The sequence below is a fragment of the Micromonospora orduensis genome (genome assembly GCF_006228125.1).
GTDB lineage: Bacteria > Actinomycetota > Actinomycetes > Mycobacteriales > Micromonosporaceae > Micromonospora > Micromonospora orduensis.
In genome coordinates, this window is the sequence record NZ_VDFY01000064.1 from 1 (window position 1) to 14,814 (window position 14,814).

12 protein-coding genes and 1 riboswitch are annotated in these 14,814 nt (G+C 73.3%); of the genes, 5 read left to right on the plus strand and 7 right to left on the minus strand.

What is annotated here, in order from left to right; translation table 11 throughout:
• Positions 1 to 727: LppM family (lipo)protein (locus FHG89_RS00975; protein ID WP_139582012.1), on the minus strand; the 727-nt coding region annotated here is incomplete at its 3' end.
• A gap of 403 nt (positions 728 to 1,130) precedes the next feature.
• On the opposite strand from FHG89_RS00975, the gene FHG89_RS00980 reads away from it, so the two are divergent.
• Complete coding sequence (locus FHG89_RS00980) at positions 1,131 to 2,255, plus strand: FUSC family protein (RefSeq protein ID WP_139582013.1); 1,125 nt, start codon at positions 1,131 to 1,133, stop codon at positions 2,253 to 2,255.
• A 9-nt stretch (positions 2,256 to 2,264) separates the two neighbouring features.
• Here FHG89_RS00980 and FHG89_RS00985 read toward each other — a convergent pair whose 3' ends face one another.
• Positions 2,265 to 3,254, minus strand: coding sequence for a LacI family DNA-binding transcriptional regulator (locus FHG89_RS00985; RefSeq protein ID WP_139582014.1), 990 nt, complete (start codon positions 3,252 to 3,254; stop codon positions 2,265 to 2,267).
• A 163-nt stretch (positions 3,255 to 3,417) separates the two neighbouring features.
• Here FHG89_RS00985 and FHG89_RS00990 point away from each other — a divergent pair, with 163 nt between their 5' ends.
• Both FHG89_RS00990 and FHG89_RS00995 read left to right on the plus strand, forming a co-directional pair.
• Positions 3,418 to 4,683: an MFS transporter gene (locus FHG89_RS00990; RefSeq protein WP_244295083.1), complete on the plus strand. Its 1,266-nt coding sequence runs from the start codon at positions 3,418 to 3,420 to the stop codon at positions 4,681 to 4,683.
• 73 nt (positions 4,684 to 4,756) lie between these two features.
• On the plus strand, positions 4,757 to 5,653 hold the full coding sequence (locus FHG89_RS00995; protein ID WP_139582016.1) for an aldo/keto reductase: 897 nt from the start codon (positions 4,757 to 4,759) through the stop codon (positions 5,651 to 5,653).
• An 11-nt stretch (positions 5,654 to 5,664) separates the two neighbouring features.
• On the opposite strand, the gene FHG89_RS01000 is transcribed toward FHG89_RS00995, so the two are convergent.
• The 5 genes from FHG89_RS01000 to FHG89_RS01020 form a co-directional block, all read right to left on the minus strand.
• Positions 5,665 to 5,862 carry a hypothetical protein gene (locus FHG89_RS01000; RefSeq protein WP_139582017.1) on the minus strand — a complete coding sequence of 66 codons (198 nt, stop codon included), beginning with the start codon at positions 5,860 to 5,862 and terminating at the stop codon, positions 5,665 to 5,667.
• A 49-nt stretch (positions 5,863 to 5,911) separates the two neighbouring features.
• Positions 5,912 to 8,062 carry an RNA polymerase recycling motor ATPase HelR gene (gene helR / locus FHG89_RS01005; protein WP_139582018.1) on the minus strand — a complete coding sequence of 717 codons (2,151 nt, stop codon included), beginning with the start codon at positions 8,060 to 8,062 and terminating at the stop codon, positions 5,912 to 5,914.
• A gap of 141 nt (positions 8,063 to 8,203) precedes the next feature.
• Positions 8,204 to 8,725, minus strand: coding sequence for a hypothetical protein (locus FHG89_RS01010; RefSeq protein WP_139582019.1), 522 nt, complete (start codon positions 8,723 to 8,725; stop codon positions 8,204 to 8,206).
• A 73-nt stretch (positions 8,726 to 8,798) separates the two neighbouring features.
• Positions 8,799 to 9,506, minus strand: coding sequence for a hypothetical protein (locus tag FHG89_RS01015; RefSeq protein WP_139582020.1), 708 nt, complete (start codon positions 9,504 to 9,506; stop codon positions 8,799 to 8,801).
• The gene (locus FHG89_RS01020) at positions 9,499 to 10,080 is read right to left on the minus strand and encodes an RNA polymerase sigma factor (RefSeq protein ID WP_139582022.1); all 582 of its coding nucleotides are present in this window, start codon (positions 10,078 to 10,080) and stop codon (positions 9,499 to 9,501) included. The genes FHG89_RS01015 and FHG89_RS01020 overlap by 8 nt, the downstream gene beginning before the upstream one ends.
• Positions 10,081 to 10,200: 120 nt before the next feature.
• Here FHG89_RS01020 and FHG89_RS01025 point away from each other — a divergent pair, with 120 nt between their 5' ends.
• Complete coding sequence (locus tag FHG89_RS01025) at positions 10,201 to 10,536, plus strand: hypothetical protein (RefSeq protein WP_139582023.1); 336 nt, start codon at positions 10,201 to 10,203, stop codon at positions 10,534 to 10,536.
• Positions 10,537 to 10,674: 138 nt separating this feature from the next.
• Positions 10,675 to 10,851: riboswitch (cobalamin riboswitch) on the plus strand.
• A gap of 254 nt (positions 10,852 to 11,105) precedes the next feature.
• Positions 11,106 to 14,774 carry a cobaltochelatase subunit CobN gene (gene cobN, locus FHG89_RS01030; protein ID WP_139582025.1) on the plus strand — a complete coding sequence of 1,223 codons (3,669 nt, stop codon included), beginning with the start codon at positions 11,106 to 11,108 and terminating at the stop codon, positions 14,772 to 14,774.
• Positions 14,775 to 14,814: the final 40 nt, after the last annotated feature.

Sequence of the window (14,814 nt, forward strand, 5' to 3'; positions counted from 1 at the left end):
GAGCAGCACCACGAGGAGTACGCCGCCGGCGACGACGGTGGGTGCCCGTGGCTGCTGGTCGTCGGCGGCGTCCTCCTCGTGGTGCTGCTCGCCGGGGTGGGCGTACTCCTTCTACGTCGCCGGCGGCGGCCGGCGAGGTCGACGGTCGGGGTGGCGCCTCGGCGACCGCGCGTAGTTCGGCGGGCTTGTCCTGGTTGGAATCCACCTTCCAGCTGACCGACCGGCCGTTGACCGTGCCATTGCTGTCGATCACCCGGCCGGGAAATGTCACCGAGATCTCGAACGACATCAACTTGAGGAACGCCTGCTGGTTCTGTGGATTCTGCTCGGCGACCTTTCCGCCGTATTTCTTCGGATCCAGTGGCAATGAGAAGCGGTACAGGTCGCCGTCGCGGACCAGTTTCACGCTCTCCGTGTCGAAACCGCCAAGCGGCGCCTTGCGGTATGCGATCTGGGTGCCGAAGAGTTTGTCGTCCTCGTACCCGACCTCTTCTCCCGCCGGCAGCGCGGGAATGTTCTGCCGCAGCTCGGCGAAGGCAACCGGGATGTTCTTGTTCCGCGAGGTCAGCAGGGACTTCTGGGCCGTCAGCAGCAATTGCCCGTCGACCGTGTCGTCGGCGTTGACGGTGAGCCCCATGTTGAGTTGCATGCAGCCGCTGAGCGCGGCGAGAAGAAGGAGGCACACCGCGACGCGGAGTGCCCTACCGCGGTTGACTCTCCTGTTCATGGGATCAGTGTGTGTGATCCATTTCACCATGAGCAGTCAGCGATCAGTCACAACGCAGTCGCCGATTGTACCGGCGAACTGTCGTATTCACCCGGGGCCGTCGCCGGCACAAGGAACTACTCTGGAGTTTTGGGGCCGACGCGCCGCTCACCGCCCGCCGCCGGGAAGCCCGGCCAGCCGCGCCGATCTGACCGCCGCCGTCCGTACGCTGCTGCGCGCCCGGACGGGACCTGACCGCCGCGTCGCCGTACCGCAGGCGCGGGGCCCCACGAGCCGCGACGGGGAACGCGGAGCGGCCCGGTGGGCAGGCTCGTCGTGCGGTGAGAGACGATCACCTCGGGTGCCGTGCGCCGACCGGCGGGGTGCCGGTCCGGCCGGCTTCGGTGTGCGGGGAGGTGGGTGGATGCTGCGGCTCAGTGGCCTGCGGGTGGCCGGCGAGCGGCTGCGGCACGGCTGGCGGCCGGTGCTGGAGGCCACCGTCGCCGCGACCGTGGCCTGGCTGCTCGCCACCCGGCTGCTCGGGCATCCGCAGCCGTTCTTCGCGCCGGCCGCCGCGCTGATCGTCCTCGGTCAGGCCCGAGGGCAGCGCATCCGGCGGGCGGTCGAGGTCATCCTCGGGGTGGCCGCCGGGGTGCTGGTCGCGGACCTGGTGGTGCAGGCGCTGGGTCCGGGCAGCACCTGGACGGTCTTCACTGTCATCCTGCTCACCGTCCTGCTCGCGGTCGCCTTCGGCGCCACCGGTGTCACTCTGGTGCAGGCCGCCGTGTCCGCGCTGTACCTGGTGGTGGTCGCGCCGCCGGACGGGTCGCTGGTGCCGTTCCGCTTCGTCGACGCCCTGATCGGCGGGGTGGTCGCCCTCGCGGCCAGCCTGCTCGTCGACGCCCGGCGCCCGCTTGCCCCGCTGGTCGCCGAGGTCCGCCGGACGTTCGACGAGCTGGCCGGCCTGCTGGGTGGGATCGCCGACGCTCTGGACCACCGTGACGAGTCGGCCGCGATGGCCGCGCTGACGCAGGCCCGGGGGATGGACGTGCGGGTCGACGGACTCCGCGAGGGCGTGCTCGCCGCCGGTGAGGCGCTGCGGCTCAACGTCCGCCGGCGTCGGCACATCGGACGGCTGCGGTCGGTGGACGAGTCCATCCGGCAGATCGACTACGCGGTACGCAACGTCCGGGTGCTGGCCCGAGCCGGGGTGACGCTCAGCCGGCTGCACACCCCGGTGTCGCCGGAGCTGGGCGTCGCGCTGCGCTGGCTCGCCGAGGCGGTCCGCGAGGCCGGCGCCGCCCTCGCCGCCGACCTGGACGGGCGGGACGAGGCCGCCGACCGGCACGCCGGGCGGGCCGACGAGGCGGCGCTCGCCGCCGTGCACACGGCCGGACAGCTCTTCGGCTCGACCCAGACGCTCCCACTCGCCATGATCATCGGCCAGGTCCGGGCCACGGCCATCGACCTGCTCCGTGGCGTCAACCCGGACGACGACGTCGCCGTCCTGGCCCGCGTCGACGAGGCCCTCGGCCTGCCCACCCTCTGACCGGCGGCGTCAGGCGCTGGCCCGGGCCACCAGGGCGGACGGGAAGAGGGTCACCGGCGCGGCCGGACGCCCGTCCAGCAGGGCGGTGGCCGCGGCGGTCGCGATCCGTCCCACCGGATGGCTGGCGGTGGTCAACGACGGGTCGGTCATCGCGGCGAGCGGGATGTCGTCGAAACCGGCCACCGCGACGTCGCCCGGCACCCGTACCCCCTCGTCGCGCAGCGCGGCGATCACCCCCAGGGCGGTCTCGTCGCTTATCGCGTAGATGGCGTCGACGTCCGGCCAGCGGCGCAACGCCTCACCGGCGGCCGCCCGGCCACTCGCCGCCGAGAAGTCCCCGGGCAGCACCCGCTCCGGCAGGCCCGCCTGACGCATCAACGCGCGGTACGCCTCCACCGGGCGCCGCGAGCACGGCAGCCACTGCGGGCCGGTGACCATGGCGATCCGGCGGCGTCCCGTGTCGTACAGGTGGCGCAGCACCTCACCCGCGCCGGCGGCGTTGTCGACGTCGAACGACGGCACGGTCGGCGAGCCCACGCCGATGGAGACCACCCGACCACGCAGCGACCGGGGTACGGAGTCCAGCAGCTCCTCGGTGGTGTTGACCAGCAGCACCCCGCACACGCTGCGGTCCCGGGCGAGCTGGTCCAGGCCGGTCGGGTCGCCGAGCGGCAGCCAGTGCAACGCCACCCCGACACCGGCGGGCGTGCAGACCCGAGCCGCCGAGCCGACCACCCGGTGGACGTACGGGTCGTCCAGCACCGCCGCGCTGTTCCCGATGACCGCCACCACCAGCCGTACGCCGGCGCCGCGTACCAGCGCCCGGGCCGCCGGGTTCGGTACGTAGCCGAGCCGGTGGACGGCCGTCGCGACGCGCTCGCGGGCGTCCGGCGAGGCGAACCCGGTCCCGGCGATCACCCGCGACGCGGTGGATCGGGACACGCCGGCGAGCCGCGCCACGTCGTCGAGGGTCGCCGGCCGGTGTGCCGCTGTCGTCATTGCGTCGCCTCCCCGTGGCGGTCGTCCGGGCGGACGAACGCCTGTTCGCATCATCCCCCGGTCGGACCGTCGCCGGTAAGGGGCGGTGGCCGCTTGTGGTGGTAGCGCTCTCAGGTGTGCGATCGTGCCAGGAGATCACCGTCGAGGAAGAGGACCAGCCTTCGTGAGCGCCCCCACCAGCCGACCCGTCACCCTGGACGTCGCCCCGGCACCGTCGCGGGCGGTGCGGATCGCCCGCAACGGCGTGGCCGTTACCTTCACCCTCAACGGGCTCGCCGTCGGCAGCTGGTTCTCCCGGGTGCCGGCGGTGCGCGAGGCGTTGGACCTCTCCGCCGGCCGGCTCGGGTTGCTTCTGCTGGCGATGAGCGTCGGCGCGCTGCTCGCCATGCCCACCTCCGGTCTGCTCGCCCAGCGTCTCGGGGCGGCCCGCACCGTGACGTTGGCCACCGTGCTTGTCGCGATCGGCCTGACCGTGGCCGGCCTGGGCGCGACGCTGACCGGGTCGTTCGCCGTCGTCGCGATCGGCCTGGTCGCCTTCGGCTACGGGTCCGGCGCCTGCGACGTGGCGATGAACGTCGAGGCCGCGGCGGTGGAACGGCGACTGGGGCGGACCATCATGCCCCGCTTCCACGCGGGGTGGAGCCTCGGTTCGGTGGCCGGAGCGGGGCTCGGCGCCGGGGCGGCGCGCCTGGACGTGGCGGTCGGCACGCACCTGTGCGCGGTGGCGCTCGTGGTGCTGACCGGCACCGTGCTCGCCACCCGGACGTACCTGCCGATGTCGGCCCACGACCCGGACGGCGACTCGGCGGACGCCACCCCGGCCGGCCGTCGCCGGGCTCAGCTCGCCGCCTGGCGGGAGCCGCGCACCCTGTTGATCGGACTGTTCGTGCTGGTGGCGGCGTTCACCGAGGGCGCCGCCAACGACTGGCTGGCGGTCGCGTTCGTGGACGGTCGGGACCTGAGCGAGGCGGCCGGAGCGGCGGTCTTCGCCGTCTTCGTCGTCGGCATGACCCTCGGGCGTACGGCGGGCACCGTCGCGCTGGACCGGTGGGGCCGGGTGCCGGTGCTCAGCGGCACCATCGGGCTCGCCGTGCTCGGCGCGGGTCTGGCGGTGCTGGCCGGCTCGGGACCGCTGGCGATCGTCGGCGTCGCGTTGTGGGGTCTCGGGGCGTCGCTGGGCTTTCCGGTGGGGATGAGCGCCGCAGCCGACGAGGAGGCGTACGCGCCCGTCCGGGTCAGCGTCGTCGCGGTGATCGGCTACACGGCGTTCCTGGCGGGGCCGCCGCTGCTGGGGCTGCTCGGCGACCACGTCGGCACCCTGCGCGCGCTGCTGGTGGTGCCGCTGCTGCTGTTGCCGACCCTGCTGCTGGTGCCGGTGCTGCGCCCGCCGCACGCCGGCGAACAGGCTCCTTCAGCCCACCAAAACTAACCCAGACCGCCGAAGAGCGGTATCGGGTGCGCGGCCGACTGTGCCGCGCACCCGTGCTGTCTAGGGTCGCCTGATGCCAACCGACGAGATCACCGCCGCCGCGGCGGGCACCTGGACCCTTGGCGACCGCACGGTGCGCCGGATGGGCTTCGGCTCCATGCGGATCACCGCGAGCCCCGACCGGGACCGGGCGATCGCGCTGCTGCGCCGGGCCCTGGAGCTGGGCGTCAACCACATCGACACCGCCGCCTTCTACGTCTCGCCCGGTGGGACGTTGCGCGTCGGGACCGGCCCGGCCCGGTACGCCACCGAGCTGATCCGCGCGGCGCTCTCCCCGTACCCGGAGGATCTGGTGATCGTCACCAAGGTCGGCTTCGGGTACGACCCGCAGGCCGGCTTCACCGAGGCGTTCACCCCGGCGCAGTTGCGCGCGCAGGTGGAGGAGAACCTGCGTCGGCTCGGCCTCGACCAGCTGGACGTGGTGAACCTGCGCCTCGGCCGGGGGCCCGGCGCGGTGCCACTTGTCGACCGGTTCGGCGCCCTCGCCGAGCTGCGCGCCGCCGGGCTCATCCGGCACCTCGGGCTCTCCAACGTCCGCCCCGAACAGCTGGACGAGGTGGCCGGCATCGCGCCTGTCGTCTGCGTGCAGAACAACTACGGGATCGACGCGTACCGGGAGCAGGACCCGTTCGTGCGGACCTGCGGCGAGCGGGGCGTCGCCTACGTGCCGTTCTTCGCGCTGGCCGGCACCGGCCGGGAGACGGGCGCGAGCGCCGACCAGGGCGAGGCCGTCGAGGCGGTCGCGCTGGCCCACGGCGTCACCCCCCATCAGGTACGCCTGGCCTGGACCCTGCACCAGGGCCCACACGTGCTGGCCATCCCCGGCACCGGAGACGTGGCGCACCTCACGCAGAACATCGCCGCCGCGTCCCTGCGCCTGACCCCGGAGGACCTGGCCCGCCTCGGCTGACCCCGGCCGGGTCAGGGGTGGAGCCAGACCCGCAGGGGGCCCAGCGGGGCGAAGCCGGCCTCGACCGCGAGGGCCAGGTCCGGGCCGGATTCGTAGCCGACAAGTGGGACGCCGGGCAGGGTGGCGAGCACTCCCCGCCAGATGTCCCCGGGATCTCCGGCGCGGGTGAACACGTTGCAGACCCCGAGGACACCGTCGCCGCTGACCACCGGGCCGCCGCCTCCCGTACGTCCCGGGGCACGCCACGCAGCCTAGGACTCACGCCGTGAGGACGACCAGTTGCTGGGTCGCGCGGGTCATCGCGACGTAACGGTCGACAGCCCCCTCGATCCCGTCGCCGAACGAGTCCGGGTCGACGAGGACAACCAGGTCGAACTCCAGGCCCTTGGCCAGCTCCGGCGTCAACGACCGGACGCGGGCCGTCCCGGTGAATGTGGGGTCGCCGACGACGCAGGCGATCCCGTCGGCGTGTGCGGCGAGCCAGTCGTCGAGGACCGCGTCCCGGTCGGCCACCGACCGGTGGCCGACGGGAATCCCGTTGCCGCGGATGGAGGTGGGGACGTTGGCGTCCGGCAGTACGGCCCGGATGACCGGCTCCGCCTCCCGCATGACCTCCCGCGGCGTGCGGTAGTTGATGCTCAGCGAGGCAAACGTCACCCGGTCGAGTCCGACCCGTTCCAACCGTTCCTGCCACGACTCGGTGAACCCGTGCCGGGCCTGGGCGCGGTCGCCGACGACGGTGAAACTCCGCGACGGGCAGCGCGACACCAGCATCTGCCACTCGGCGTCGGTCAGTTCCTGGGCCTCGTCCACGACGATGTGCGCGAACGGGCCGGCCAGCAGGTCCGGATCCACGCTGGGCAGCGCGGACTCGTCGACCAGGGCGTCCTGAAGGTCCAGTTGGCGCAGGCTGGACAGGACACCCTCACCATCGTCATAGGTGTGGGCTTCGATGAGCTCGTCGACGACCGAGGCCATGCGCGCGCGTTCGGCGGCGACGATCGCCTCGTGGCGGCGGCTGCGCCGCGACCTCTCCGGGTCCCCGAGCCGCTGCCGTGCCGCGTCCAGCAGGGGCAGGTCGGCCAGGGTCCAGGCCCGGGCGTCGGCACGCCGGAGCCGGCCGACGTCGTCGGGGCCGAGCCAGGGCGCACACCTGCGCAGGTACGCGGGCACCGACCACAGGTCGGCGACGAGATCGGCCGCGTCGAGCAGCGGCCAGGCACGGTTGACTGTCGTCCGCAGTTCGCTGTTGGAGAGCAGCGACGCGCGGACCACGTCGTCCGGCTCGTCCCCGTCGTACTTCTCCAGCAGGATCGTGAGCAGTTCCTCCCAGATCTCGTCACGCGCCTCGTTGTGCGGGGTGCCCGGTCCGGGCGCCCGGAACGCCTCGGCCCAGTCGTCCGCGTTCAGCCTGATGTCGGCGTCGCCGGTCGTGACAGTCATCGGCTGCTGCGGCGGCTCCTCGTAGAACCGGACGGCCTCCTCGATGGCCGTCACCAGGCGGGCGGAGGACTTCAGCCGGGCCACCTCCGGGTCCGCCTCGGGCACCGCCGCGGCGCCCTCCGGGACGAGGTCCCGCAGGGTGCAGGTCTGCACGTCCTCCTCGCCGAGGCTGGGCAGGACGTCGGAGACGTACGCCAGGTAGGGCTGGTGCGGCCCGACGAACAACACGCCGCCCCGCCGTTGGCCCAGGCGGGGATCGGAGTAGAGGAGGTAGGCGGTCCGGTGCAGGGCGACCACGGTCTTGCCGGTTCCCGGACCGCCGTCGACGACGAGAGCGCCCCGCGAGCCCGCCCGGATGATGGCGTCCTGGTCGGCCTGGATGGTGCCGAGCACGTCGCGCATCCGGGCCGACCGGTTGCCGCCGAGGGTGGCGATGAAGGCCGACTGGTCGTCCAGGGCGGCGTGCCCCTCCAACCCGTCCGGGGTGAACACCTCGTCCCAGTAGTCGCTGACCCGGCCACGCGTCCAGCGGTAGCGGCGGCGGCTCGCCAGACCCATCGGGTTCGCGTGGGTCGCGCCGAAGAACGGCTCGGCCGCCGGGGAACGCCAGTCCAGCAGCAGCCGCCGACCCGCGCCGTCGGTGAGGCCGAACCGTCCGACGTACACCGGCTCGGGGTCGTCCGCGCCGACGATGCGTCCCAGGCACAGGTCCAGGCCGAAGCGGCGCAGTGCCCGGAGTCGGGCGGTCAGCCGGCGGACCTCCTCGTCCCGGGCCACCGCCTGCCGTCCCTTGCCGGCGGGTGCCCGACGCTCGGCGTCGAGGCGGTCGGACAGTTCGGCGATCGACCGGTCGAGACTCTCCGCGATGGCCGCGAAGTGCTGCTCGTCGCGGGCGATCAGCGCCGGGTCCGCCTTGGGGGAGAGGTGGTCGGGAAGGTCGAACACGCTGGCGATCTGGTGGCTCACGCCGTCTCCCGTTTCCGCAGGTCATGGGTTCCGAGGCGCAATTCTGCGGTACGTACCGGGCCTTGCGGCAAGTCCCCCTATGCGGTATATGTTGGGAATGGAGGGGAGTGTATTGGTCTCTCTCCCTGTCCGGGCAGCCCGTCAGGGCGTCCGCTCCGCGTAGATCAGGTCCATCGTGTCGGTGTGCCCGGCCCAGCTCAGGTCGAGGTGCCAGCACCCCGCCCGCGGCACGTCGATGATCGACGGGCCCGGACCGCCGGCGACCTCGTGGGTCACCCGGGTGTCCGTGCCGTCCAGCGTCGCGGTGATCACCAGGGTGGACGGCTCGGTGGTTCGGGAGACCCAGAGGATCTTGTTGTTCGACCCGTCCGGCCTCGCGTGCGCCAGCGGGTGGGCGAACAGCACGGCCACGATGTCGCCCTTCGCGCCGAAGACGTGCGGCACCCGGGCGTCACCATGGAACCCGGTGTCCGCCCAGTCGGGCAGCGCCCCCGTCTCGACCCGCGAGTGACACCCCGCGCCGGTCGACCCGGCGGACGGGACCGGCGTCGCCGACGTGGCCGAGGTCGCGGACGGCGTCGCCGATGTGGCCTGCTGACCGCCCGTCGTGCACCCCGCCAGCAGGAGCACCGATCCCACCGCGAACCTGACCCAGGTACCCATGTCGTGCTCCGTTCCGTCGATGAACCGCGTCGTGTGTCGCACCGTCACGACACCGCTCGGGGCCGGCGGGTTCCTAGGTCATCGATGTGGCGATCTCGATCGCCTCCAGCTTGGTCAGATCCCCCTCGAGCCGGTAACTCACGCCGTCCACCTGCCAGATCAGGGTCGAGGCCGCCAGCCGGGCGGTCTCCTGGCGGACCTGTCCGGCGCGGTCCACGTACGACAGCACGTGTGGACTGCCGACCCAGACGGCGAAGTCACCGTTGACCTGGACCCACTCCGCGTCCGGTCGGACGGTCTCCTTGTGGAAGGACAGGTTGAGGCGGCCGTCGAAGGCGTCGATGCGCAGCGCGCCCCCGCGGTAGAGGAGCGTCGCCACCCGGTGGGCGCCGGTGGCGTCGGGATCGGCGACCAGCACCTGCTCGGGCGGGCCGAGCTTCGCCGGTACACGGATCGGAAAGCGCACCGCCCGCTGCGCCTCGTCCAGCGCCGAGGTCCGCTGCGACGGCAACGGCGACGGGGTGCCGGCGGGCGGGCCCGACGACGGGGCGATGCTGACTCCCGCGAAGCGCAGCAGACCGCCGACGGCGTCGGCGACGGCGGTCCGAGTCGGCGGCAGCACCGCCACCAGCAGGGCGGCGAGTGCCGCGGCGGCGTACGCGCGCCACCGCTGTCGCCGGGGCGCGGCGAGCCGGGCGCGTACGCGTGCGGTCACGTCGGGCGCGTCGGGTGTGCCCAGCCAGGCGGAGAGGTCGCGCAGTTCCCTCTCGAGGTCATCCATGCCTGACCTCCTCGCGGTCGAGCAGGCCGCGGAGTTTCGCCAACGCCCGTGACGTCCGGGACTTCACCGTGCCCCGGGGCCAGCCCAGCGCCTGCACGGTCTCCTCCTCGCTGAGGTCGAGGAAGAACCGGCAGACGATCACCTCGCGGTCGCGTACCGGTAGTTGGCGCAGCGCCCGCACGAGCGCGGTGCGCCGTTCCCCGGCGAGGACCGCGCCGACCGCCCCGTCCTCGGCGGCCTCCGACGCCGGGCCGGCGGCCGCGGCCCGCAGGAAGAGCCCGTCCCGCCGGCTGCGCGAGCGGTGCAGGTTGCGCGTCTCGTTCGCGACGATCGCCAGCAGCCAGGACCGGAAGGACGACTCACCGCGATAGCGGGCGAGTTTGCGGTACGCCTTCACGAACGCCTCCTGGACGATGTCCTCGGAGTCCGATCCCGCACCGAGCAGCACCGCGGTCCGGTACGCGGACGCGGTGTGCCGGGCGACCAGGAGGTCGTACGCCCCCAGGTCACCTGCCCGGGCGCGGGTGACGAGAACGTGGTCGTCCAGGGGAACCTCCGGTTCGATCACCCTCATGACACCGCACGGGGGCTGCGGGTTCCACCCGGCGCGGGTCAGCTTGCTCCCATCCGACGTGCAGGGTGTTGCCAGGATTCGGTGCTGCACTGGGGGGAGCGTCGAGGAGAGGGGTGGGGCATGGGCTGGTTCAGTCGGCGGGCACGGGGTGCCGAGGCGACCCCGACGAAGCTGGATCGGGAGGCGACCCGCGACGACCTCGCCGCGTTGGAGGCGTTCGTCGCCAGCCGGCGGGGGGTGGAGTTCTACCTGGAGCCGGAGACCACCGCGACCGACACGACAGTGGTGGCGATCGCCCACGACGGGGAGTGGATCCGCCGCCGCACCGGGACGCCACGGGCGGCCGGCGCCATCGCCCGCAAGCACGCGGTGCCGCTGTACGAGGCGGGGCGTACCGGCTACCCCGAGCGGATGCGGGTGTGGAGCCGGGCCCACCCGGAACGCCACGCCCGCTGAGCACGCCGCCGTCTACACATGCCCGGCCGTAGCCGGGTGCCGCGTACCGTCCGGCCGGGCGGGGCTGTCCGGTCGGCGCGGCCGGCGTGATGGCTGGGCCGAGCCGCGCCCGCGTTGACCGGCGGCGCGGCGGTGTGGCAGCATTCGCGGCCTGACGGCAGTGAAGGAAGTCGGTGCGAATCCGACGCGGTCCCGCCACTGTCACCGGGGAGCGATCCCCCCTCGTGAGTCACGGCCGTGTGTCTGCGGTTGGAAGGCCGGGGGAGAGCGTCGATCCGGAAGCCAGGATACTTCGGCCGTCGGATGTACCCCAGGGCGTGGACACCCGAGGAGGACCCGATGACGCAGGGCGTCTCTGTCACCGACGAACACCGTCGTGACCCGAGCGGCGACCGATTCGCCGCAGCTGTAGCCGCGCATCCTCCCGCCGTTCGCCGCTGAGTTCCGTACCGCGCCGCCCGTCGCGCGCCGGTGAGCAACCGGATCGCGGTACCTGCTGAGCCCTTGCGCCCATCCCACGTCACCAGCCGCTCTCGCGAGCCTGTTGACGTTACTGTCCGGAGCCTGCCGTGCGCACCCTGCTACTTTCCACAGCCGACACCGATCTGCTGGCCGCCCGCGCCAGCGACGCCGACTACCGCCTCGCCAACCCCGCCCGGGTCGCGGCCGACGAGGTGCCCGCCCTGATCGACGGGGTCGACCTGACCGTCGTACGCCTGCTCGGAGGCCGGCAGGCATGGCCCGACGGCCTCGCCGCGGTGCTCGCCAGCGGGCTGCCCACGGTCGTGCTCGGCGGTGAGGCGGTGCCCGACGCGGAGCTGATGGCCCTGTCCACGGTGCCGTCCGGAGTGGCCACCCAGGCCCTGGCATATCTGGTCGAGGGCGGGCCGGACAACCTGGCGCAGCTCGCCCGGTTCCTCTGCGACACCGTCCTGCTCACCGGCGAGGGCTTCGCCCCACCGGCACCCACCCCGGCGTACGGCGTGCACGGCGAACACCCGGCCGACCCGGACCGGCCGACCGTGGGGATCGTCTTCTACCGGGCGCACGCCCTCGCCGGCAACACCGGATTCGTCGATGTGCTCGCCGACGCGGTGCGCGACGCCGGCGGTAACCCGCTGCCGATCTTCTGCGGTTCGCTGCGAGGGCTGACCGCCGGCGCGGGACCGCTCGGACTGTTCGCCCGCTGCGACGCGCTGCTGGTCACCGTCCTCGCCGCCGGTGGCGCGGTCGCCGCCGACGCCTCCGGCGGCGGGGCCGAAGACGCCTGGGACGTGGGAGCCCTTGCCGCCCTGGACGTACCGGTCATCCAGGCGCTCTGCCTCACCAGTACCCGCGACCAGTGGGCCGCGAGCGACGCCGGACTGTCCCCGTTGGACGCGGCGATGCAGGTGGCCATCCCCGAGTTCGACGGCCGGATCGTCACCGTGCCGTTCTCGTTCAAGCGGATCGACGCCGACGGGCTCTCCGTCTACGCCGCCGACGCCGAACGGGCCGCGCGGGTCGCCGGTATCGCGGTTCGCCACGCCCGCCTGCGGTACGTGCCCAACGCCGACAAACGGGTCGCCGTGGTGCTCAGCTCGTACCCCACCAAGCACTCCCGGGTCGGCAACGCCGTCGGCCTGGACACCCCCGTCTCGGCGGTCCGGCTGCTCGCCGCTCTCGCCGACGCCGGCTACCACCTCGGCGCCGCGCCCGTGCCCGACGACGGCGACGCGCTGATCCACGCGCTGATCGCCGCCGGCGGGCACGACGTGGAGTGGCTCACCCCGGAACAGTTGGCCGCCGCCGAGGCCCGGATACCGGGACAGACGTACCGGCGCTGGTTCGAGGCGGTGCCGGCCGAGCTGCGCGAGCGGATGCGGGAGCACTGGGGCGAGCCGCCCGGCGAGCTGTACACCGACGGCGGCGACATCGTGCTCGCCGGGCTGCGCTTCGGCAACGTGGTGCTGCTCATCCAGCCGCCGCGCGGCTTCGGGGAGAACCCGATCGCCATCTACCACGACCCGGACCTGCCGCCGAGTCACCACTACCTGGCCGCCTACCGCTGGCTGGCCGCGCCGGTCGCCGACGGCGGCTTCGGCGCGGATGCCGTGGTGCACCTCGGCAAGCACGGCACCCTCGAATGGCTGCCCGGCAAGGGCCTCGGCCTCGCCGCCGACTGCGCGCCCGACGCGGTCCTCGCCGACCTGCCGCTGGTCTACCCGTTCATCGTCAACGACCCCGGCGAGGGCACCCAGGCCAAACGCCGGGCGCACGCCGTGGTCATCGACCACCTGGTGCCGCCGATGGCCCGCGCCGAGACGTACGGTGACCTGGCCAAACTGGAGCAACTGCTCGACGAGTACGCCACCGTGCAGGCGCTCGACCCGGCGAAGGTGCCCACCGTGCGGGCGCAGATCTGGGACCTCGTACGCGCCGCCGAACTTCACCACGACCTGCACGCCGAGGCGATGCCGGACGCGGACGACTTCGACGACTTCGTGCTGCACCTCGACGGGTACCTCTGCGAGGTCAAGGACGTGCAGATCCGCGACGGGCTGCACATCCTCGCCGCCGCGCCGACCGGCGAGCCCCGGGTCAACCTGGTCCTCGCGGTGCTGCGCGCCCCGCAGATCTGGGGCGGCGCCCACGCCCTGCCCGGCCTGCGGCAGGCCCTCGCCGTCGCGTACGGACTCGACGAGCAGGAGCTGCTGGCGACACCCGGTCAGCGGATGTCCCTGCCCACGGCGCTGACCGACGCGGTGGACGGGCCCGCCGGCACCGCCGCCGACGCCGTCGACCTGATCGAGGCCCTCGCGCGGCGGCTGGTCGTCGGCATGGAGACCCTGCACTGGGCCGCGGACACCGCCGACGCCGTGGTCACGGAGGTGACCGGCCAGCCGATCCCGGACGCCGTCGCGGTGCTGCGCTTCGCCGCCACCGAACTGGTGCCCCGACTGGCGCGCACCACCGACGAGCTGACCAACACCCTCGGCGCGCTCGACGGCCGGTTCGTGCCACCCGGCCCGTCCGGCTCGCCCACCCGGGGCCTGGTCAACGTGCTGCCCACCGGCCGCAACTTCTACTCCGTCGACCCCAAGGCCATCCCCAGCCGCAACGCCTGGGACGTCGGGGTGGCCCTGGCCGACTCGCTGCTGGCCCGGCACCTCGCCGACACCGGCGCGTACCCCCGCTCGGTGGGGTTGACCGTGTGGGGCACCAGCGCCATGCGCACCCAGGGCGACGACATCGCCGAGGTGCTCGCGCTGCTGGGCTGCCGACCGGTCTGGGACGAGCGGTCGCGGCGGGTCACCGGCATCGAGGCGGTGCCGACCGCCGAGCTGGGCCGACCCCGCGTCGACGTCACGGTACGCATCTCCGGGTTCTTCCGCGACGCGTTCCCGCACGTCGTGGCCCTGCTCGACGACGCCGTCCGACGGGTCGCCGCCCTCGGCGAGCCGGACGCGGACAACTACCTGCGCGCCCACGTCAACGCCGACCTCGCCGAACACGGCGACGAGCGGCGGGCCACCGCCCGGATCTTCGGCTCCAAACCCGGCGCGTACGGCGCGGGGCTGCTGCCCCTGATCGACGCCCGGACCTGGCGCGACGACGCCGACCTGGCCGAGGTGTACGCGGTCTGGGGCGGCTACGCGTACGGCCGGGGCCTGGACGGGCGGGAGGCGCGCGCCGACATGGAACGCTCGTTCGCCCGGATCGCGGTGGCCGTGAAGAACCAGGACACCCGCGAGCACGACATCGTCGACTCCGACGACTACTTCCAGTACCACGGCGGGATGGTGGCGATGGTCCGCCATCTCACCGGTACCGCCCCGCAGGCGTACGTGGGTGACTCGGCGATGCCGCACGACGTACGGACCCGCACGCTGGGTGAGGAGACCCGGCGGGTGTTCCGGGCCCGGGTGGTCAACCCGAAGTGGATCGCCGCGATGCGCCGGCACGGCTACAAGGGCGCGTTCGAGCTGGCGGCCACCGTGGACTACCTGTTCGGCTACGACGCCACCGCCGGCGTCGTCGACGACTGGATGTACGAGAACCTCGCGGCCGCGTACCTCTTCGACGAGACGACGCGGGAGTTCCTGGAGCGGTCCAACCCGTGGGCGCTGCGCGGCATCACCGAGCGGCTGCTGGAGGCCGCCGACCGTGGGCTGTGGGCCGAACCCGACCCGGCCACCCTGGACCGGCTCCGCGACACGTACCTGGCCAGCGAGGGCGACCTGGAGGACCGGGTGTGAGCGCGAGGAGTGAGCCGGTTTTGCGAGCCCCGCAGTCGCG